This window comes from Sphingopyxis sp. 550B (genome assembly GCF_057401805.1).
On record NZ_CM171610.1, the window covers coordinates 1,780,109 to 1,801,275 of the forward strand.

General features: G+C 67.0%; 20 protein-coding genes. 11 read left to right on the plus strand and 9 right to left on the minus strand.

Annotation, left to right across the window (positions count from 1 at the left end):
- Positions 1 to 3: 3 nt before the first annotated feature.
- The 11 genes from AC2S9W_RS08295 (at position 4) to AC2S9W_RS08345 (ending at position 11,893) form a co-directional block, all read left to right on the plus strand.
- On the plus strand, positions 4 to 1,086 hold the full coding sequence (locus AC2S9W_RS08295; protein WP_076074434.1) for a YihY/virulence factor BrkB family protein: 1,083 nt from the start codon (positions 4 to 6) through the stop codon (positions 1,084 to 1,086).
- A complete protein-coding gene (locus tag AC2S9W_RS08300; RefSeq protein WP_067111277.1) occupies positions 1,083 to 1,910 on the plus strand; it encodes an SDR family oxidoreductase in 828 nt (275 codons plus the stop codon). The genes AC2S9W_RS08295 and AC2S9W_RS08300 overlap by 4 nt, the downstream gene beginning before the upstream one ends.
- Positions 1,903 to 2,433, plus strand: a complete 531-nt coding sequence (locus tag AC2S9W_RS08305; protein WP_486571872.1) for a GNAT family N-acetyltransferase — start codon at positions 1,903 to 1,905, stop codon at positions 2,431 to 2,433. Before AC2S9W_RS08300 ends, AC2S9W_RS08305 begins: the two co-directional genes overlap by 8 nt.
- A gap of 65 nt (positions 2,434 to 2,498) precedes the next feature.
- Complete coding sequence (locus AC2S9W_RS08310) at positions 2,499 to 2,927, plus strand: endonuclease domain-containing protein (protein WP_424539209.1); 429 nt, start codon at positions 2,499 to 2,501, stop codon at positions 2,925 to 2,927.
- On the plus strand, positions 2,924 to 4,000 hold the full coding sequence (gene aroC / locus AC2S9W_RS08315; RefSeq protein ID WP_486571873.1) for a chorismate synthase: 1,077 nt from the start codon (positions 2,924 to 2,926) through the stop codon (positions 3,998 to 4,000). Before AC2S9W_RS08310 ends, aroC begins: the two co-directional genes overlap by 4 nt.
- Before the next feature lie 7 nt (positions 4,001 to 4,007).
- Positions 4,008 to 5,777, plus strand: coding sequence for an SLC13 family permease (locus AC2S9W_RS08320; RefSeq protein WP_486571874.1), 1,770 nt, complete (start codon positions 4,008 to 4,010; stop codon positions 5,775 to 5,777).
- Positions 5,778 to 5,876: 99 nt separating this feature from the next.
- Complete coding sequence (locus tag AC2S9W_RS08325) at positions 5,877 to 7,223, plus strand: dicarboxylate/amino acid:cation symporter (protein ID WP_067181885.1); 1,347 nt, start codon at positions 5,877 to 5,879, stop codon at positions 7,221 to 7,223.
- Between the two features lie 53 nt (positions 7,224 to 7,276).
- A complete protein-coding gene (locus tag AC2S9W_RS08330) occupies positions 7,277 to 8,602 on the plus strand; it encodes a dicarboxylate/amino acid:cation symporter (RefSeq protein WP_424539206.1) in 1,326 nt (441 codons plus the stop codon).
- A 457-nt stretch (positions 8,603 to 9,059) separates the two neighbouring features.
- Positions 9,060 to 9,707: a hypothetical protein gene (locus tag AC2S9W_RS08335; RefSeq protein ID WP_486571875.1), complete on the plus strand. Its 648-nt coding sequence runs from the start codon at positions 9,060 to 9,062 to the stop codon at positions 9,705 to 9,707.
- Between the two features lie 61 nt (positions 9,708 to 9,768).
- The gene (locus AC2S9W_RS08340; protein WP_067110507.1) at positions 9,769 to 11,139 is read left to right on the plus strand and encodes a cytochrome P450; all 1,371 of its coding nucleotides are present in this window, start codon (positions 9,769 to 9,771) and stop codon (positions 11,137 to 11,139) included.
- A 37-nt stretch (positions 11,140 to 11,176) separates the two neighbouring features.
- On the plus strand, positions 11,177 to 11,893 hold the full coding sequence (locus AC2S9W_RS08345; protein ID WP_234002585.1) for an extensin-like domain-containing protein: 717 nt from the start codon (positions 11,177 to 11,179) through the stop codon (positions 11,891 to 11,893).
- Between the two features lie 278 nt (positions 11,894 to 12,171).
- On the opposite strand, the gene AC2S9W_RS08350 is transcribed toward AC2S9W_RS08345, so the two are convergent.
- From AC2S9W_RS08350 to AC2S9W_RS08390, 9 genes are all read right to left on the minus strand, one after another.
- A complete protein-coding gene (locus tag AC2S9W_RS08350) occupies positions 12,172 to 12,534 on the minus strand; it encodes a HesB/IscA family protein (protein WP_486571876.1) in 363 nt (120 codons plus the stop codon).
- A 101-nt stretch (positions 12,535 to 12,635) separates the two neighbouring features.
- Positions 12,636 to 13,118, minus strand: a complete 483-nt coding sequence (locus AC2S9W_RS08355) for an SUF system Fe-S cluster assembly protein (protein WP_486571877.1) — start codon at positions 13,116 to 13,118, stop codon at positions 12,636 to 12,638.
- Positions 13,115 to 14,317: an aminotransferase class V-fold PLP-dependent enzyme gene (locus AC2S9W_RS08360; protein ID WP_486572068.1), complete on the minus strand. Its 1,203-nt coding sequence runs from the start codon at positions 14,315 to 14,317 to the stop codon at positions 13,115 to 13,117. The genes AC2S9W_RS08355 and AC2S9W_RS08360 overlap by 4 nt, the downstream gene beginning before the upstream one ends.
- A gap of 38 nt (positions 14,318 to 14,355) precedes the next feature.
- Positions 14,356 to 15,081 (minus strand): SufD family Fe-S cluster assembly protein, encoded by a 726-nt coding sequence (locus tag AC2S9W_RS08365; protein ID WP_486571878.1) that lies wholly within the window; start codon positions 15,079 to 15,081, stop codon positions 14,356 to 14,358.
- Positions 15,082 to 15,193: 112 nt separating this feature from the next.
- A complete protein-coding gene (gene sufC / locus AC2S9W_RS08370) occupies positions 15,194 to 15,955 on the minus strand; it encodes a Fe-S cluster assembly ATPase SufC (RefSeq protein WP_486571879.1) in 762 nt (253 codons plus the stop codon).
- A gap of 81 nt (positions 15,956 to 16,036) precedes the next feature.
- Positions 16,037 to 17,524 carry a Fe-S cluster assembly protein SufB gene (gene sufB / locus AC2S9W_RS08375; protein ID WP_486571880.1) on the minus strand — a complete coding sequence of 496 codons (1,488 nt, stop codon included), beginning with the start codon at positions 17,522 to 17,524 and terminating at the stop codon, positions 16,037 to 16,039.
- Between the two features lie 4 nt (positions 17,525 to 17,528).
- Positions 17,529 to 18,032 carry an Rrf2 family transcriptional regulator gene (locus AC2S9W_RS08380; RefSeq protein WP_486571881.1) on the minus strand — a complete coding sequence of 168 codons (504 nt, stop codon included), beginning with the start codon at positions 18,030 to 18,032 and terminating at the stop codon, positions 17,529 to 17,531.
- 295 nt (positions 18,033 to 18,327) lie between these two features.
- Positions 18,328 to 19,209 (minus strand): helix-turn-helix domain-containing protein, encoded by an 882-nt coding sequence (locus AC2S9W_RS08385; protein WP_486571882.1) that lies wholly within the window; start codon positions 19,207 to 19,209, stop codon positions 18,328 to 18,330.
- Positions 19,210 to 19,304: 95 nt separating this feature from the next.
- Positions 19,305 to 21,113, minus strand: a complete 1,809-nt coding sequence (locus tag AC2S9W_RS08390) for a DUF885 domain-containing protein (protein ID WP_486571883.1) — start codon at positions 21,111 to 21,113, stop codon at positions 19,305 to 19,307.
- Positions 21,114 to 21,167 lie beyond the last annotated feature (54 nt).

The following is a 21,167-nucleotide window of genomic DNA, read 5'->3' on the forward strand; positions in this document are numbered from 1 at the left end:
TGCGTGGCTGATCGCAGCCAGAGGAAATCGTCCGCCGCGCTCGAGCGCGAAATCGCCGACGAGGTCGAGCGGGAGTTCCGCGCCGAGGGGCATTCACCGCACTCGCCCGAAGCGCGCGCCGAACGCGCCAAGCGTCTGCATCTGCGCGCGCGGGCGCAGGGGGTCATCGAACGCGGGCGCGAGACGCTGGGACCCGGAACGCGCGCCTTCGCGATCGTTCGCCGCGTGCTGGTCGGCACCTATACCGACGGCTTCATCCACGCGGGGAACCTTGCCTATCTCGCGCTGATCGCGCTCTTTCCCTTCTTCATCCTGCTCGCCGCCGCGCTGAGCCTGTTCGGCGGCAGCGCGGGCGGCGAGGAAGCGATCGCCGCGGTCTTTTCGCTGATGCCGCCGACGGTCGCCAAGGCGCTGGCCGGGCCGATCCGCGAGGTGATGGGGGCGCGCACCGGCCTGTTCCTGTGGCTCGGCGCGATCGTCGCGCTGTGGACGGTGGGCAGCCTGGTCGAAACGATCCGCGACATATTGCGCCGCGCCTACGGCACCCATTTCTCCAAGGGCTTCTTCCATTACCGGCTGCTGTCGATCGGCATCATCACCGGCGCGGTGGTGCTGATGCTGCTGTCGTTCAGCATGCAGGTGCTGATCGTCGGGATCGAACAGTTCGTCACGCGCGTGCTGCCCGAACAATATCAGGCGTGGGGCGTCGTGCTGATTTCGCGCGGGGTGTCGGGGGCGGGGCTGTTCCTGGCCATCTACATGCTCTTCTATTCGCTGACGCCGTCGAAATACCGCAAGCTCAAATGCCCGAAATGGCCGGGCGCGCTGTTCACGACCTCGTGGTGGATCGCGGTGACGCTGGCGCTGCCGCCGCTGCTCGCCAGCCTGCTCAGCTATGACGCGACCTATGGCAGCCTCGCGGGGGTGATGGTCGCGCTTTTCTTTTTCTACCTCGTCGGATTGGGTATGGTGATGGGTGCCGAGCTCAATGCCGCGCTGGTCGAGGTTGAGGATCTGGGTCACGACGCTATTGGGCGCGTGGACGACATCATAATCGAAGACGACAAGACCGGAGAAACGGAATGACGGGTCTGATGAAGGGCAAGCGCGGGTTGATCATGGGCCTCGCGAACGACAAGTCGCTCGCATGGGGGATCGCGAAAGCGCTGCACGGCGCGGGCGCCGAACTCGCGATCAGCTATCAGGGCGAGGTGATGCTCAAGCGGGTGAAGCCGCTGGCGGACGAACTGGGCTGCGACCTGCTGATCGACTGCGACGTGTCCGACATGGCAAATCTCGACCAGGCTTTCGCCACGCTCGCGGCGCGCTGGCCGACGATCGATTTCGTCGTCCACGCGATCGGCTATACCAACAAGGAGGCGCTACGCGGCCACTATGCCGACATCGGGCTCGAGGATTTCCTGATGACGATGAACATCAGCGTCTACAGCTTCACCGCGGTCGCCAGGCGTGCCGCGGCGATGATGCCGCCGAAGGATCCCGAGACGGGCGAGGGCGGGGGCGCGATGCTGACCTTGTCCTATTACGGCGCCGAAAAGGTGATCCCGCATTACAACGTCATGGGCGTCGCCAAGTCGGCGCTGGAAACCAGCGTCAAATATCTCGCCAACGACTACGGCCCGCAGGGGGTTCGCGTGAACGCCATTTCGGCGGGGCCGATCAAGACGCTGGCGGCGAGCGGCATCGGCGATTTCCGCCTGATTCTGAAATGGAACGAATATAATGCGCCGCTGCGCCGTAACGTCACCATCGACGATGTCGGCGGTTCGGCGCTCTATCTGCTCAGCGACCTTGCCTCGGGCGTCACCGGCGAGACGCATCATGTCGATGCAGGCTATCACACCATCGGCATGAAGCAGGAAGACGCGCCGGACATCGCGCTTGCCTGATGCGCCGGTGATCCGGCCCGCGCGCGCGGAGGATGCCGACGCGATCGACGCCGTCATCCGCGCCGCTTTCGCCGGGTCGGAGCATGGCCATCAGGGCGAGGCGGAACTGGTGCGGATGCTGGAGGCGGACGGCGACGCGCTGGTCTCGCTCGTCGCGGAAGCGGGCGGTGCGGTCGCGGGGCATGTGCTGTTCAGCCGCATGGACGTCGAGGCCGATGGCGCGGCGCTGTCCGCCGCCGGCCTCGCGCCCGTGTCGGTGGCGCCGGACCGGCAGGGGCAGGGCATCGGCGCCGCGCTGATCCGCGCCGGGCTCGACGCGCTGCGCGCGCAGGGTGTGGCAATCAGCTTCGTGCTCGGGAACGAGGCCTATTACCCGCGCTTCGGCTATTCGCCCGATCTCGCCGCGCGCTTCGCTTCGCCCTTCGCGGGGCCGCATTTCATGGCGATGATGCTGGACTCGCACACGCCCTGGCCGTTAGGCGGGCGCGCGGATTATGCGCCGGCGTTTGGCCGGATGGGGTAGGATAACCCCCTCTCCCCTCGGGGGAGAGGGAGGGGCCCGTCGTGAAGCGATGGGAGGGTGAGGGCGTGACGAAAAGCCGCTTCGAAATACGCGATGGCACCATCGATCGCGCCCGTGCGCTTCGGCGCGATTCCACGCCTGCCGAGAAAAAGCTGTGGCCGGTGCTGCGCGGCTCGGCACTTGGCGGCCATAAGTTCCGCCGCCAGCAGCGGCTTGGGCCCTTCATCGCCGACTTTGTCTGTCAATCCGCGCGACTGGTGATAGAGGTCGATGGCGATAGCCATGCGTTTCAGATCGACTATGACGCGCGGCGCACGGCGTTTTTGGCGAAAGAGGGATATCGGGTGCTACGCTTCACCAATCGGGATGTGATGGAGAATCCGGAGGGCGTCTGTCGGGCGATCGAGGCTGCTCTGGCTGGCGGCCCCTCACCCTCCCACGCGGCTGCGCCGCGCGGGCCCCTCCCTCTCCCCCAAGGGGAGAGGGATCGATGAGTTTCAACAGCTTCGGACGCGTGCTGCGCTTCACCACCTGGGGGGAAAGCCATGGACCGGCGCTCGGCGCGGTGGTCGATGGCTGCCCGCCGCGGCTTGCGCTGTCGGAGGGGGATATCCAGCCGTTCCTCGACAAGCGCCGTCCCGGCCAGTCGCGCCACACGACGCAGCGGCAGGAACCCGACCAGGTGCGCATCCTGTCGGGCACGTTCGAGGGCAGGACGACCGGCACGCCGATCAGCCTGATGATCGAGAACGTCGACCAGCGCTCGAAGGATTATGGCGAGATCGCGCAGGCCTACCGTCCCGGCCACGCCGATTATGCCTATGACGCCAAATACGGCATCCGCGACTATCGCGGCGGCGGCCGGTCGAGCGCGCGCGAGACGGCGGCGCGCGTCGCCGCGGGCGCGGTGGCGCGGCTGGTGATCCCCGAGGTGCAGATTCACGCCTGGGTGGCGGAGATCGGCGGCGATGCGATCGATCCCGCCAACTTCGACCTCGACGAAATCGACCGTAATCCCTTTTTCTGTCCCGATCCCGCCGCGGCGCAGCGCTGGGAAGCGCTGATGGACGGCGCGCGCAAGGCGGGCAGTTCGCTGGGCGCGGTGATCGAATGCGCGGCGAGCGGAGTGCCCGCGGGCTGGGGCGCCCCGATCTATGCCAAGCTCGACGCCGACCTCGCCGCCGCGATGATGGGGATCAACGCGGTAAAAGGGGTCGAGATTGGCGCGGGATTCCACGCGGCGCGCCTGCGCGGCGAAGAGAATGCCGATGCGATGCGCCCAGCCAGTGACGGCAGCAACCGTCCCGATTTCCTGTCGAATCATGCGGGCGGCATCGCCGGCGGCATCTCGACCGGGCAGCCGGTGGTCGTGCGGGTCGCCTTCAAGCCGACCAGTTCGATCCTCACGCCCGTCCCGACGATCAACCGCGCCGGCGAGGCGGCCGACATCGTCACCAAGGGACGCCACGATCCCTGCGTCGGCATCCGCGGCGCGCCGGTCGTCGAGGCGATGATGGCGCTCGTCCTCGCCGACCACAAGCTGCTCCACCGGGCGCAGTGCGGATAGGGGGCGGGTGGAGCTTCTCGCCGACTTCATCGCCGCGCACCGCGCCGTCATCGGCCTGGTCCTGCTGGCGGGCATCTTCATCGCCTTCCTGTGGGAACGCTTTCCGCCCTCGGTCGTCGCGGTCGGGGGCGCGGGGGTCATGCTCGCGCTCGGACTGCTCGACGAAAAGGCCGCCTACGGCGTCTTCTCCAACAGCGCGCCGCTGACCGTCGGGGCGATGTTCGTCCTCTCCGGCGCGCTGATCCGCACCGGGGTGATCGACCGCGTCGGCAATTATGTCGTCGACCTTGCCAGGCGGAGTCCGCGGCTCGCGGTGGTCGCGGTGTTCGGCGGCGGGCTGGTCGTGTCGGGCTTCATCAACAGCACGCCCTTCGTCGTCGTGATGATGCCCGTCTGCTTCCGGCTGGCCGAGGCGATGGGCGTGTCGCCGAAGCGGCTGCTGATGCCGCTGTCGATCGTCGCGGTGCTTGGCGGCTGCCTGACGCTGGTCGGCACCTCGACCAATCTCGTCGTCGCGGGCATCGCCGAGCAGGCGGGGCTCGAGCCCTTCGGCCTGTTCAGCATCACCCCCTATGGCCTTGCGATCGCCGGTGCGGGCATCCTCGGCCTGCTGGTCATGGCGCGTTTCCTGCCGTCGGATTCGCCGCGCATCACCGAAAAGGCCGACGGGTCCGAACAGCTTTATCTGACCGAGTTGACGCTGCGTGAGGACGATCCGGCGATCGGCAGCGCGCTGGGCGAGGCGAATCTGGATTTCGCGCCGATCGGCGTGATCAGCGGTGGACGCTTCATCACGGGTCCCGACGCGCGCGCGCATGTGCTGGCGGCGGGCAACCGCATCGTCGCGCGGATCGACGGCGCCAGCCTGATGACGCTGCGCGGCGGCGGCCGCTTCGGCATCGGCATCGGCGACAAGCTCGACAAGGAGGCAATGGTCGCCGAGGTGACGGTATCGCCCAGTCACCGCGAGATCGACCGTCGGCTGGGCGAAATCCCCTTTCTTCAGGGACAGCCCGTCCGCATTCTCGGCGTCTCGCGCTTTCGCCACAATCCCGGGCCGACGCTGTCCGAAAACCGCATCCGCGCCGCCGACCGGCTGCTGGTCGAGGCCGACGAGGCCGACATCAAAAGGCTGCGCGCCAATCCCGGTCTGATCGGCGTTGCGATGACTTCGATCACCGCCTTCCGACGTCGCAAGGCATGGATCGCGATCCTCGTCATGGCCGGCGCGGTGCTGCTGTCGGCGCTGGGGGCGATGTCGATCGGCATCGCAGCCTTCATCGGGGTCGGCATCGTGCTGCTGACGCGCTGCATCGACGCGTCGGAGGCGTGGGCGAGCATCGACGGCGACGTGCTGATCCTGATTTTCGCGATGCTCGCCGTCGGCGCCGCGCTCGAAGCGGCGGGATCGGTCGCGCTGGTCGTCGGCGCGCTCGAGCCGGTGCTGACCCACGCGCCGCCATGGGCGGTGATCGCGATCGTCTATTTCTCCGCGATGCTGCTTTCCGAACTGCTCAGCAACAATGCGGTGGCGGCGCTGATGGGGCCGCTGGTCATCGGCATCGCCGACGTGTCGGGGGTCGCGCCCTATCCGCTGCTGATCGCGCTGATGATGGGGGCGTCGGCCTGCTTCGCGACCCCGGTAGGTTATCAGACCAATACCCTGGTCTATGCGGCGGGCGACTATCGCTTCGTCGATTTCGTTCGCGTCGGCGTTCCGCTCAATATCCTGACCGGGATCGCGGGCTGCACGGCGCTGGCTTTCTGGTCGCCCTGACGGCCGTTCGCCGCATCGGTGATTGCCCGCGGTCCGCCGGGCTGTTACCCGAACCACGAAAACAGACCCGGACGATCCGGGAAAAGGGGAACATCTTTCATGGCTAAACGCCTTACGCTCTATATCCTGATCGGCATGATCCTCGGCATCGTTGCCGGGGCGATCTCCTATGCGCAGGTCGGCGCCGACAAGGAGGCGGCGACGCAGGTCGCCGGCTATTTCAAGCTGCTCGCCGACGTCTTCCTGCAGCTCATCAAGATGATCATCGCGCCGCTGGTGCTGGCGACGATCGTCGCCGGTATCGCCAACATGGGCGACAGCGCGGCGCTCGGCCGCATCGGCGGGCGCGCTCTGCTGTGGTTCATCACCGCCAGCCTCGTCTCGCTGTCGCTGGGGCTGCTGCTCGTCAACCTGCTCCAGCCCGGCGTCCGGCTTGACCTGACGCCGATGGCCGACATCGGTGAGGTCAAGACCGACGCGCTCAACCTGCGCGATTTCGTGATGCACATCTTCCCCAAGTCGATCTTCGACGCGATGGCGCAGAACGACATCCTCCAGATCCTCGTCTTCTCGCTCTTCGCCGGGGTCGGCCTGTCGGCGCTCGGCGAGCGCGGTGCGCCGCTGGTGCGCGCCGCCGACGCACTCGGCGAGCTGATGCTCCAGATCACCAACTATGTGATGCTGTTCGCCCCCTTTGCGGTGTTCGGCGCGCTCGCCGGCGTCATCACGGTCAACGGGCTGGGTATCCTGCTCGATTTCCTGCGGCTGATCGTCGAATTCTATTTCGGGCTGCTGCTGCTGTGGGTGGTGCTGCTCGCGCTCGGTGCGATCTTCCTGGGCAAGCGCATTCTGATGCTGGTGCGCTATATCATCGAGCCGCTGCTGCTCGCCTTCTCGACCGCCTCGTCGGAGGCGGCGCTGCCCAAGCTGTTCGAGCAGCTCGACCGCTTCGGCGTCCCGCGCCGCATCTCGGGCTTCGTGCTGCCGCTCGGCTACAGCTTCAACCTCGACGGGTCGATGATGTACATGAGCTTCGCGACGCTGTTCATCGCGCAGGCCTATGGCATCGACCTGTCGATCGGGACGCAGATATTGATCCTGCTGACGCTGATGATCACGTCGAAGGGAATCGCCGGCGTGCCGCGCGCCAGCCTGGTCGTGATCACCGCGACGCTGGCGCAGTTCGGCCTGCCGGTCGAGGGCGTCGCGCTGATCCTGGGCATCGACCAGTTCCTCGACATGGGCCGGTCGGCGACCAACGTCGTCGGCAACGCGGTCGCCACGTCGGTCATCACGCGGTGGGAAGGGATGCTGGAAACGGCCGATCCCGCGGACATGGATTACCCCCACGCGCCGAGCCGGACCGCGCACCGCGGCGCGCGCGGGCTTGAGCTGCAGGAGGATATGGTGGAGGATAGCGGCCCGCCCGCGGCCGGCCGCACCTGACGCCCAGCATTCCGGCCGCTCCCCCCGACACGGGCGCGCAAGGGAGCTGAATCATGGCCGACACGACGGCGAGCGCGAGCGCGCGCAGCGAGGAGGTGCGCGCCCGCCGCCTGCAATGGCGCATGCTGATCGGCTTCGCCGCGGGGCTGATCGCCGGCCTCGCGGTGCATTACGGCGCCGCCGACGCCGGCTGGGTCGATGCGCTCACCGCTTACGTCACGGGGCCTATCGGGCAGATTTTCCTGCGCCTGCTGTTCATGCTCGTCATCCCGCTGCTGGTATCGGCGCTGATCGTCGGGGTGGCCGAGATGGGCGAGATGCGCGCGCTGAAGTCGGTCGGCGTGCGCACGCTGGTCTACACGGTATGCGTCTCGGCCGTGGCGGTGGCGATCAGCCTGCTGCTCGTCAACCTGCTCCAGCCCGGCGCGGGGGTCGACCCTGCGCTGGCCCGGACGCTGATCGCGCAGGGCGCCGACGGGGCGAAGGCGATCACCAGCCAGGCGGGCGAGGCGAAGACGGGTATGGATGCGCTCGTCGCGATCATCCCCAGCAATTTCATAGGTGCGATGAGCCAGAACGACGTGCTGGCGGTGATGTTCTTCGCGCTGTTCTTCGGCATCGGCCTGATGATCGTGCAGACCCCGCAGACCGCGACGCTCAAGAGCGCGATCGAAGGGGTGTTCGAGGTTGCGATGACGCTGATCGGCATCGTCATCCAGCTCGCACCGGTCGCGATCTTCTGTTTCATGTTCAATCTGGCCGCCGAGTTCGGCTGGGACCTGATGGTCCGCCTGTCGGCCTATGTCGGCGTCGTGCTGCTTGCGCTCGGCCTCCAGATGTTCGTGGTCTTTCCCATCGTGCTGCGGCTGCTCGCGCGCAAGTCGCCGCTCGCCTTCTTCCGCGAGACGCAGGAGGCCTTCGTGATGGCCTTCGCCACCTCTTCGTCGAACGCGACGCTGCCGACCGCGCTGCGCGTCGCGCACGATGGGCTGCGCCTGCCCGACCGGGTGGCGCGCTTCGTCCTCACGCTCGGCGCCACCGCCAACCAGAACGGCACCGCGATGTTCGAGGGCGTGACGGTGATCTTCCTCGCGCAGTTCTTCGGCGTCGACCTGACGATGCAACAGCAGGTGATGGTGATGCTCGTCTGCATCCTCGGCGGCATCGGCACGGCGGGGGTGCCCGCGGGATCGCTGCCCGTGATCGCGCTGATCCTCGCCTCGATCGGCGTGCCGCCGGAAGGGATCGGGCTGGTGCTGGGGGTCGACCGCTTCCTCGACATGTGCCGCACGACGCTGAACGTCGTCGGCGACCTCGTCGCCGCGACGGTGGTGTCGGCGGGCGTCGGCGATGCGGAGGGCGCGGAGCCGGCCGCCTGACGCGGGCGTTCAGGCCCCTCTCCCGAAGGAGAGGGGCGAGAGCGGAGATTCTACTGTTCGCGAACCGGCCCGGTGGGCTCGATCCGGCTGCCGCGCACCGGACCACTCGGCCGTGCGGGCGGGGTGGCGCGGGGTGGCGGGGCCGGCCGCGAGGCGCGCGGGGGCGGCGCACCCGCTTCGGGCGCCGGGCGCGGGGGCGGACTGCCCCGTTGCCGCCGGGGCGGTTGCCCGCCGCCGGAGGCGTGCCACGGCCGGGGCGCGTGCCTTGCGATCGATCGCCATCGCGACCCTGCCAGCCACCGGGTCGAGTGCCCTGAGGTCGGTCGCTATCGCGACCCTGCCAGCCGCCGGGGCGGCGCGGGGGCTGGGCGGTGCCATTGTCGGGACGGGTGGGGTTATGGCCGGCCGCCGGGGGCGTCCCGCGGCCGGGCCGGGTGCCTTGCGGCCGGTCGCCGTCATGGCCTTGCCAGCCGCCGGGGCGTCCCGGGCGGACGGGCGGGTTGCCGGGGCGGGTGCCGCCCTGCCACTGACCGCCGCCGCGATCGCCGCGGTGCTTCCACCACGCGCGCCGACCGCCCCAATAGTTCAGATACTGGCCGCGCAGCGGATAGCGGTTGCGGTAATTGTCGTACATCCACATCCCGTAGCCGGGATAATAATAATCGTCGTACCAGCCGCCACCGAAGCCGATCTGGACGAAGCCGCCGCCGTAATCGGCCGGATCGTAGCAGCCATAGCCGTAACCGTCGTCATAGCTGTAGGGGTCGTAGTCGTAATAGGCGTCGGGGCAGGCCCCGGCGGAGGCATAGCTGCTGCCATAGACGTCGCCGTAATAGCAGCCGCCGAGCGCGGTCGTCGCGACCACGCCAAGCGCGAGGGAGAGGGGGCGACGGATCGTCTTGCGCATGATCTTGTCCTTTCCGGACCAGCGAGGCGGTCCGTTTTCCGTCGGACAAACTGCCCGAGTCGAGTTGAATTCGCGGTGAATGGAGAATGGATGCGCGACACGACGCCGGCTCTCGCTTCCTGCTTGCGGGAGGGGGAGGCCGACAGGTCGCATTGTCGCGTCCGGCACTTGCTTGCATCGGTGTCAATAGGGCGATAGCGTCGGTGCGATCGGGTGAATCAGCAAGGATGATGCGACAATGAATGCCCCCGCGAATAGCATGTGGTCCGAACGCCGCTTCGGTCCCGACACCGCGCACTGGTTGCCGCGCGGCCCCGAAAGCGCGCTCGATCATATCCCGGGCGACGACGGGATTCCTCTGCTCGGCACGACGCTGGCGCAGCTTCGCGATCCCGTCGGCTTCACCAACCGCATGGTCGACCGCCACGGCAAGGTCTATCGCGCCCGCAGCTTCGGCGGTCGCGGGGTATCGCTCGTCGGGCCGGAAGCGAACGAGCTGGTGCTGTTCGACCGCGACAAGCTGTTCTCGTCAGAACAGGGTTGGGGGCCGGTGCTCAACCTGCTGTTCCCGCGCGGGCTGATGCTGATGGATTTCGACAAGCATCGCGCCGACCGCCGTACGCTGTCGGTCGCCTTCAAGCCCGAGCCGATGCGCCTCTATGCCGATGCGCTCAACGAGGGGATCAGGGACCGTGTCGCGCGCTGGAGCGGGACGCGCTTCGCCTTCTATCCCGCGATCAAGCAGCTGACGCTCGACCTTGCGGCGACCAGCTTTCTGGGCATCCCCTGGGGTCCGGAGGCGGAACGGATCAACAAGGCGTTCGTCGACATGGTGCAGGCGTCGATCGGCGTTGTCCGCGTGCCCCTGCCGTTCACCGCGATGGGGCGCGGGGTCGCCGGGCGGAAATTCCTGGTCGAATATTTCACGAAGATGGTCCCCGAACGCCGCGCCTCGACCGGCGACGACATCTTCACCCAGATTTGCCAAGCGAAGGACGAAGAGGGCGAATATCTGTCGGTCGAGGCGATCGTCGACCATATGAATTTCCTGATGATGGCGGCGCACGACACGATCACCAGTTCGGTGACGTCGCTCGTCTGGCTGCTGGGGCAGCATCCCGAATGGCAGGACCGGCTGCGCGAGGAGATGCTGCGCGTCGCGCCCGCGGGCGAGGGTGTCGGGCACAACAGCCTGGGCGAACTCGAACTCACCGAATGGGCGTTCAAGGAGGCGCTGCGGATGATCCCGCCGGTTCCGGTGATCCCGCGCCGCGCGCTGCGCGATTTCGAATTCGGCGGCTATCGCATTCCCGCCGGCACCAACGTCGGCGTCAGCCCCAGCTATACGCACATGATGGACGAATATTGGCCCGATCCCGAACGGTTCGACCCGATGCGCTTTGCCCCCGACGCGGCGAAGGGGCGGCACAAATATGCATGGGTGCCCTTCGGCGGCGGCGCGCACATGTGCCTGGGGCTGCATTTCGCGCACATGCAGGCGAAGATCTTCTTTCACCACGTCCTGACGACGCATCGCATCGAGATCGCGGACGGCTATGCGCCCGATTGGCAGATGTGGCCGATCCCGCGGCCGAAGGACGGGCTGACGGTGACGCTGACGCCGCTCTGACCTTGCCGGGCGGGGCGCGATCCGCCACGTGGGGGCGGTGAAGAGTTTCCGGCCCTATCTGCTGTGGTTCGTCGCTGCCCTGCTGGTGACCGTCGCCGCGATCCGCGCGATGACATGGGTGCGCGATCATCCCGAACATTGGCCGGGCGCGCGGTTCGAGCTTGCGCATCCGCAGGGCTGGGCGACGCATCGCAAGCTGATCGGCCTCGTCGGCGACGATGCCGGCTGCTTCGCGGCGTTCGAGCGGGCGGGGGCGGGGTATCAGCGGCGGCCTGTCGTCGGCGAGGGCGCCTGCCGTGCCAGCCAGCGCATGGTGCTCACCGGCGACCGCCTCGTTCCCTCGCTCCGCCCGGCCAACGCCGCCCCCGGCTGCGCGGTGACCGCGGCAATGGCGCTGTGGACCCGCGACGTCGTGCAGCCGCTCGCGCAGCGATATTTCGGGCAGAAGGTCGTCGAGCTGGAAAATCTGGGCAGCTACAACTGCCGCACCATCGCCGGGCGCGCGGCGCAGAGCGAGCATTCGACCGCCAATGCAATCGACATTTCGGCCTTTGTCCTTGCCGACGGAACGCGCATCGCGCTGATCAACGACTGGGACGACGGCGACCGGCGAAGCGAGTTCCTGCACGCAGTGCGCGACGGCTCGTGCGGCCTGTTCAGCACCGTGCTGTCGCCCGACCACGACGCGGCGCACGCCAACCATTTCCACCTCGACATGGCGGCGCGCACCGCGGGCTGGTCGGTCTGCCGTTGAGGGGTGGGCGCGGATATTCTTGATCCGACCTTTCTTCCGGTTCGTGTCGAGCGAAATCGAGATACCGGCGTTTAACCATCAGACACGTAAGAATCCGTTCCCCGGCGAAAGCCGGGGTCCAGATGGCATATCGCTGCCCCGCGTGGACCCCGGCTTTCGCCGGGGAACGGAAAGGGATCGTTGCCGCGACACCCCTCGACCTTGCGCCGTGCCAATGGGCGTCTCGACTTCGCTCGACACGAACAGAGAATAGGAGATGCCGATCGAGCGCCCGTTCCTTAAACGGTGAAGCTCTCGCCGCAGCCGCAGCTTCCCTTGGCGTTGGGGTTCTGGAAGACGAAGCCCGCGGCGAAATCATCCTCGACCCAGTCCATGACGCTGCCGATCAGGTAGAGCACCGAGGCGCCGTCGATGTAGAAGGTGCCGCCGGGCGTCTCGATCTTTTCGTCGAACCGATCCTCTTCGGTCACATAGTCGACCGAGTAGGCGAGCCCCGAGCAGCCTCGGCGCGGCGTCGACAGCTTGACGCCGATCGCGCCCGTGGGGGCGTTTTCCATCAGCTTCGCGACGCGCGCCTCGGCACCGGGGGTCAGCGTTACCGCGGCGGGGCGGATTCTGGTTTTCGTGTCCGTCATCGTCATCTCCCCCCTCCCGCTTGGGGAGGGGCCGGGGGTGGTTCATTCTATATAGGGATGATTCGGCCCGCGGCCCACCCCCAACCCCCTCGCGCTTGCGAGAGGGGTCATAGCATCCCCAGTTCCAGCCTCGCCTCGTCGCTCATCGCCTCGGGCGACCAGGGCGGGTCCCAGACGAGGTTGACCGCGGCATCGCCGACACCGGGCACGGCACCGACGCGCAGTTCGACCTCGCCCGGCATCGATTCGGCGACCGGGCAATGCGGAGTCGTCAGCGTCATGGTGATCGCCACATGCCCCTCGTCGATCTCGACATTGTAGATCAGCCCGAGGTCGTAGATGTTCACCGGGATTTCCGGGTCGTAGATATCCTTGAGCGCGGCGACGACGGCTTCGTACAGGTCGCCGCCGACCGCATTCGGGTCGGTCGCGGCCGGCTTGGCGGACAGGAAGCCGTCCAGATAGTCGCGCTTGCGTTCCAGCTTCGCACCCATCGTTTCCGGCGCCGTTTCGGCATCGGCGACGCGCGCCCTGGGCGGCGCGTCGACGCTTTCGACTTCCTCGATACGGATCGTGCGTTCGTCGGTCATCCGAAAATCCTTTCGACGCGGGCGAGGCCGTCGATCAGCGCCGCCACATCGTCGTCGTTGCTGTAAAGCCCGAAACTCGCGCGGGCGGTCGCGGCCACGCCAAGATGCTCCATCAGCGGCTGGGCGCAATGATGCCCGGCGCGGATCGCGACCGAGCTTTCGTCGAGGATCGTGCCGATGTCGTGCGGATGGACACCCGCCATCGCGAAGCTGACGATCCCGGCGCTGGTGTCGGGACCGAACAGCGTGACGCTGTTCCGCCGTGCGAGCTGTTCGCGCAGCGACCCGACCAGCGCGCATTCGTGCGCATGGATCGCGTCGAGGCCGATCGCATCGACATAATCGACCGCCGCCGCGAGCCCCAGCGCCTCGACGATCGCCGGCGTTCCCGCCTCGAAGCGGGTGGGGGCGGGGGCGTAGCTCGTCTTCTCGAACGTCACGCGGTCGATCATCGACCCGCCGCCCTGCCACGGCGGCAGCGTGTCGAGCCTGTCGCTCCACAGCACGCCGATGCCGGTCGGGCCATAAAGCTTGTGGCCCGAGAAGACATAATAGTCGCAGCCCAATGCCGCGACGTCGACCGGCAGCCGCGGCACCGCCTGGCAGCCGTCGACCAGCAGTTCGGCGCCGACGCGGTGCGCCAGCTCTGCCGCGCGCGCGACGTCGAGCGGGCTGCCGAGCACGTTCGACACATGCGCAAAGGCGACCATGGTATGATCGGGCGTCAACATGCGTTCGGCCGCGTCGAGGTCGATCCGGCCGTCGGCGGTCAGCGGACAGACGTCGATCTGCCAGCCCGCGAGCTGCCACGGCACGATATTGCTGTGATGCTCGAGCAGCGACAGCAGCACGCGCCCCTTCTTCGGATGGGCATAGGCGACGAGGTTGATCGCCTCGGTCGCACCGCGCACGAAGGCGATCTGGTCCTTGGTCGCGCCGATGAACGCCGCGATCCGCCGCCGTGCCGCCTCGTAAGCGAGCGTCATGTCGGCCGAGCGCGCATAGACACCGCGGTGGACGGTCGCATAATCGCGCCCCATCGCCAGCGTGCAGGCGTCGATCACCGCCTGCGGCTTCTGCGCGGTGGCGGCGCTGTCGAGATAATGCCAGCCGGGGGTAAGGCCGGGAAACTGATCCCGAATGCCGTTCGTGTCGAGCGAAGTCGAGACACCGGGCGTGCGTGCGCTGCCGAGAGGCATCTCGACTTCGCTCGATGCGAACGGAGAAGAGAGATTGGTCACACCAATTCTCCCAGCTTCGCCAGCGCCAGTTCCTGCAGCCGCGCCTCGTCCTCGGCGCCGTCGAACACGCCGGCGACGAAGGCCTGGAGCAATATCTTCTTCGCGCCGGCGGGCGGAAGCCCGCGCGACTGGAGGTAGAAGAGCGCCTGCGCGTCGAGTTCGCCGATCGCGCAGCCGTGCGCGCATTGCACGTCGTCGGCGAAGATTTCGAGCTCGGGCTTGGCGTTGGCGGTGGCGCTGCGGTCGAGCAGCATCGCCTTCACGTCCTGTTCGCTGTCGGTCTGCTGCGCGCCGCGTGCGACCGCGACCTTGCCAAGATAGGTGCCCGTCGCGGTGCCGCCGAGCACCGACCGCACCATCTGCCGCGAGCGCGCGCCGGGTTCGGCATGGGTGACGGTAGTGACGATCTCCAGCGTCTGCTCACCGCCGCCGATCTGCGCCGCGCCGAGCGTGAAGTCGGCGCCCTCGTGCAGCGTGACGTTCAGTTCGATGCGGCCATAGGCGCCGCCGATGTTGAGGACGTGCAGCGACGCGGCCGCGCCCTTGCCGAGCTCCAACTCGATTTGCTGCACCCCGCCTTCATCCTGCACGATGGCGCGGGTGAAAATGGCGTCCGCGGGCACGACGATGCTCTCGGGCGCGGGCAGCGGCCACAGGCGCGTCAGCGCCTCCATATCGCTGTAGCGCCACGGTTCGTCCTTGCGCGTTGGGAGGGCGGTCATGCGGTCCTCCTCTCTGCGATCTCTGCGCCTCTGCGCGAATCAAATATAATGCGCGCAGAGGCGCAGAGATCGCAGAGGAGAGAAGGGAAGGCGCCTGCGGCGCGGAGTTGCGTCACGCCACCACCTCGGCATAGCCATGTTCTTCCAGCTCGCGCGCCAGTTCCGGCCCACCCGACTTGACGATGCGCCCGGCCGCGAGGACGTGGACGAAATCGGGCTGCACATAATCGAGCAGGCGCTGGTAATGGGTGATGAGCAGGACCGCCTTGTCGGGTTTGCGCATGATCGCGTTGATCCCCTCGCCGACGACGCGCAGCGCGTCGATGTCGAGGCCGCTGTCGGTCTCGTCGAGGATCGCGAGTGTCGGGTCGAGGATGCCCATCTGCACCATCTCGTTGCGCTTCTTCTCGCCCCCCGAAAAGCCGACGTTCACCGGCCGCTTGAGCATATCCATGTCGAGCCCCAGCAGCCCCGCCTTCTCGCGCGCGATCTTCAGGAACTCGCCGCCCGACAGCGGCTCCTGCCCGTGCGCCTTGCGCTGGGCGTTCAGGCTTTCGCGCAGGAACTGGACGTTCGACACGCCGGGGATTTCGACCGGATACTGGAAGCCGAGGAACAGCCCGGCGGCGGCGCGCTCGTGCGGGTCGAGGGCGAGCAGGTCGATCGCCCCCGCCTGAGGCGAAGGCGTGAAGGTCGCCGATCCCTCGGTGACCTCATACCCCGGCCGACCGCCGAGCACATAAGACAGCGTCGACTTGCCCGCGCCGTTCGGCCCCATGATCGCATGAATCTCGCCCGCGTTGATGGTGAGCGACAGCCCCTTCAGGATCGGCTTGTCTGCGACAGTGGCATGGAGGTTTTCAATTTTGAGCATATTCATCTTTCAAGCCTCTCCCCTTCAGGAGAGAGGTTGGGGTGGAAAGGCGTCTTGCCTGATCTATGAGCGTGGGGTTTATCACCCGACCGACCCCTCCAGCGAAATCCCCAGCAGCTTCTGCGCCTCCACCGCGAACTCCATCGGCAGCTGCTGCAGCACTTCTTTCGCGAAGCCGTTGACGATCAGCGCCACCGCCTCTTCCTGCGAAAGCCCGCGCTGCATCGCATAGAAAAGCTGGTCGTCGCTGATCTTGCTCGTCGTCGCTTCATGCTCGACCTGCGCGCTCGGGTTGCGGACCTCGATATAGGGCACGGTGTGCGCGCCGCACTGGTCGCCCAGCAGCAGGCTGTCGCACTGGGTGAAGTTGCGCACCCCCTCGGCGTTCGGCGCGACGCGGACGAGGCCGCGGTAGGTGCCGTTCGACTTGCCGGCGCTGATCCCCTTGCTGACGATGGTCGATCGGGTGCGCTTGCCGTTGTGGATCATCTTGGTACCGGTATCGGCCTGCTGATAATTGTTCGTCACCGCGACCGAATAGAATTCGCCGACGCTGTCGTCGCCGTTGAGGACGCAGCTCGGATATTTCCACGTGATCGCACTGCCGGTCTCGACCTGTGTCCACGACGTCTTAGACCGCGCGCCCTGGCACAGCGCGCGCTTGGTCACGAAATTATAGATACCGCCCTTGCCCTCGGCGTCGCCGGGGTACCAGTTCTGGACGGTCGAATATTTGATCTCGGCATCGTCGAGCGCGACCAGTTCGACCACCGCGGCGTGAAGCTGGTTCTCGTCGCGCATCGGCGCCGTGCAGCCTTCGAGATAGCTGACATAGGCGCCCTTGTCGGCGACGATCAGCGTCCGTTCGAACTGCCCGGTATTTTCGGCATTGATGCGGAAATAGGTCGACAGCTCCATCGGGCAGCGCACGCCTTCGGGCACATAGACGAAGGTGCCGTCCGAGAAGACCGCGCAGTTGAGCGCCGCGAAATAATTGTCGTGCATCGGCACGACGCGGCCGAGCCACTTCTTCACGAGGTCGGGATGCTCGCGGATCGCCTCGCTGATCGACAGGAAGATGACGCCGGCCTTCTTGAGCTCCTCGCGGAAGGTCGTCGCGACCGAAACGCTGTCGAACACGGCGTCGACCGCGACCTTGCGCGCGCCCTCGACCCCGGCGAGCACCTTCTGCTCCTCGATCGGGATGCCGAGCTTTTCGTAGACTTTCAGAATCTCGGGATCGACCTCGTCGAGGCTCGACACCTTCGGCTTCGCCTTGGGCGCCGCATAATAGTACGCGTCCTGATAGTCGATCGGCGGGACGTTGAGCTTCGCCCAGTCGGGCGGCGTCATCGTCAGCCAGTGGCGATAGGCCTTCAGGCGCCAGTCGAGCATCCATTGGGGCTCGCTCTTCTTGGCGCTGATGAAGCGCACCGTGTCTTCGCTCAGCCCCTTGGGCGCGAATTCCTGTTCGATCGGCGAGGACCAGCCATGCTCGTAATCGGCGACGCGCAGCGCGGCTTCGCGAGCGGCCTGGTCCTTGAGGGCGGTTTCGGGTGTGTCGGTCATGTCTCTAACTCGTCGCCCCGGCGAAGGCCGGGGTCGCTGTTGTCTTGTCCTGCGGCGTCGCAGCGGGCGCACCGGCGACCTCCGCCTTTGCAGGCGCAACGGTAAGGGTCGCGAGGCTGATGTCCGCGAGCGCCGCGCGCACCGCGCCGTTGACGATGCCGAGGTGCGGCTGAATCTGGCAACTGCCCTCGAAACCGCAGTCGTGGCGGCCTTCGTCGCAGCAGGCGGTCAGCGCGATCGGGCCTTCGACCGCCTCGATGATCTCGGCGATGTTGATCGCCGCGGCGGGCCGTGCCAGCCGCACGCCGCCGCCGCTGCCGCGCGAGGCGACCAGCAGTCCGGCGCGGGCGAGCAGGCTCACCAGCTTCTGCGCCGTCGGCCCCGGAATGCCCGTCTGCTCGGCCAGCCGCGCGGCGTGCAGCGGCCCGGAACCGACTTGCGACCCGCACTGACGCGCGGCGGCGCTCATCAGCACCACGGCATAATCGGCAAGGTTGGACAGGCGCACGGATTTCCTCGCTGGAATTGCGAATGATTCTTAACTGGAGTAAATTACTCCACTTATATAGGCGAGCCGGGCGCGGGGTGCAAGCAAGGCGATTTTGTGCGGCGCAAATAAAAAGGCACCCGTCCGGCCGAAGCCGAACGAGTGCCGAGATGAAGGTCTCAGTCCTCGTGAAAAGGAAGAGCTCTTCTGGGTCGCAATGTCCGATTATGCGCGCGCCGCGATTCGCGATTGTATGAAAACGCCAAATCGACGCGATCAAAAATTTTGATGGTAAATGCGGCCGTCGCCGACTTGCCTATGTGTCCGACACGATCGGGCTGACCTTGCCCGCGAGCTGCTTGCGTCCGCGCGTCGTCGCCTCGGTATAGAGCGTCGGCGTCGCCAGCTGTCCCGGCGTCGCGCCGGCGAAGCGCTTGATCTCGCGGATCAGGTGCGACTGATCGTAGAAGGCATCGCCGAGATGCGCCGATTCAAGATCCTCGCCGCGCGCCAGCGCCGCGGCGGCGCGAACGGCGCGATATTTGCGCGCCAGCATGCGCGGCGACAGGCCATAGAAATGCTTGGTCATCCGTTCGACCGAGCGGATCGACATGCCGGTGGCCGCGACCAGGTCGGGAACGTGGGGGGAGGCCGTGTCGGTCAGCCAGCGGTCGACGGTGCGGATGAACCACATCGGCGCCGGCTCGCCCCGCTTCAGCACCTCGCGCACGAAATTGTTGCCGATGACCAGCCGTTCGGCGTCGTTCGCCGCATCGTGGACGCGACTCGCGACCTCGTTCACCCAGTCGCCGAACAGGTCGGCGGCGTCGATCGCGCGATCGGTCAGCTTTTCGGCGTCGGCGCCCATCAGCGCCGCCCAGCCCGCCGGCAGCATGCCGAAGCCGAAGATCTGCGTCGGGCCATTGCTGATCGCGCGCACCCGGCCGCTTGTCGGCCCTATGATGTTGGCGCGGCACACCGATGCATGATGGCCGTCGGCAAAGACATATTCGCCGTCGGCCACGGTCAGGAAGCGGAATTGCGGCCGGTCGGCGCGTTCATATTCGTCGAAGCGCGGCATATTGATGCGCGCGCAGTAAAAGCTCGACACCAGCTCCGCCAGATCGGGATCGGGCGGAAAATAGTGAAGCTCGAACGGCGCGCTGCTCCCCGCGCCCGCGGACGCATTGTCTGACATGACGAACGACCCTCGGCGGCTTTATTGCCGCCTTGTTTCCAACATGTATAATTTTCCATAAGCGGCGGGGCGTCAAGCCGCAATGATCGGAGGCGTCAGGCGCTTTCGTGCGCGATCCACGCATCGACGCGTCGTTCCATGACGTCGAGCGGTACCGGTCCCGATTGCAGCACCACGTCGTGGAAGGCGCGGATGTCGAAACGCTCGCCCAGCGCCGCCTGCGCGCGGGTCCGCAATTCCATGATCTTGAGCTTGCCGATCAGATAGGCGGTCGCCTGACCCGGATAGACGATATAGCGCTCGATCGCCTTTTCGATGTCGCCGTCGGGGTTGGGGGTGTTGTCCTTGAGATAGCGGATCGCCTGCTCGCGGCTCCAGCGCTTGTCGTGGATGCCGGTATCGACGACGAGCCGGCACGCGCGCCACAATTCCATGCCGAGCCGGCCGAAGTCGCTGTAGGGGTCGGTATAGAAGCCCATGTCCTTCGCCAACTCCTCCGAATAGAGGCCCCAGCCCTCTGTATAGGCGGTGAAGCCGCCGAAGCGGCGGAAGGGGGGCAGGCCGGTGAGCTCGGTCTGCACCGCGCGCTGGAGGTGGTGGCCGGGAACCCCCTCGTGATAGGCGAGCGCCTCGAGTTCGGTCTTCGACATGTCGCGCAGGTCGTAGAGATTGACGTAATAGGTGCCCGGCCGCGACCCGTCGGGCGACGGCGACTGGTAAAAGGCCTTGCCCGCCGATTTCTCGCGGAACGCCTCGACCGCCTTCACCTGCAGATGCGCCTTGGGCAGCGTGTTGAAGAAAGCGGGCAGCCGCGCCTCCATCGCCGTGACCCGCGTCGCGACGTCGGCGAGATAGGCCTCGCGCGTCGTGTGATAATATTGCGGGCTGGTGCGCAGATGCTCGAAGAACTGCGGCAGCGTGCCCTTGAAGCCGACCTTCGCCATGATCGCCTTCATCTCGCCGTGGATGCGCGCGACCTCGCGCAGGCCAAGGTCGTGGATCTCGGCCGCGCTCATGTCGGTGGTCGTGTAATTGGCGAGCAGCGCCTGATAATAAGCGGCGCCGTCGGGCAGGCGCCAGATGCCGTCGGCGGTCGGCGCGTCCGCCTGCTGGCGCTTCATCTCGGCGAGCAGGCGGCCATAGGCCGGCCCGGCGCTTTCGGTCCACGCCGCCCGCGCGGCGTCGACCAGCCGCGCCTTCTCCGCATCGGGCGCATCGAGCTTGCCGACCTTCGCGGCGATGTCCTCGATCACCGCGTTGTCGGGCTTCATCAGATTCTCGATGTCGGAGATGACATAGGCATAGACCCATTTGGGCGGCTGGATGCCCTTTTGCGCGCGCGCGGCCGATTGGGCGCTCAGCGCGTCGAGAACGGGGCCGAGACCGCGGATGCGGTCGACATAGGCCTGCGCCTCCACGGCGTCGGAGACGCGGTGGATATTGATGAGGAAGGCGGGGAGCCGGCTCTGCGCGCCGTTCATCTGGTCGAAGATATAGGCATGGTCGCGAAAGGCGAACAGCCGGTCCGCCCGCTCCGCCTGCGCGTTGAACAGTTCGAACGACAGCGCATCGTCGGGCGAAAGCGTCCGCGGGTCGAAGCTGGCGCGCATCGCCTCCGCCGTCGCCTGCTGGAGCTTGTGGCTCGCGACCTCGGCTTCGTCGCCGACATCGTTCCAGCGGCCATAATCCTGGTCGCGGATGCCGCGATAGGCCTTGCTCTGCGGGCTCAGCGAGAGCTGCGCGGCGTCATATTGCTCGAAGAAATCGGCAAGCCCCGCGCCGGCGGGCGGGACGGGGATCGACGCGGCGGCGGGCGCCCGCTCGGCCGTCACGGGAGCGCAGCCCGCGACAACGAGCGCGATCAGGCAAGTCGACAGGCTGGCGGCGATGCGGCGGTGCGACACGATAATCTCCTGTTATGTCCGGCGGATTTGCCCGATCCGCTGTGGGGCTTGCCA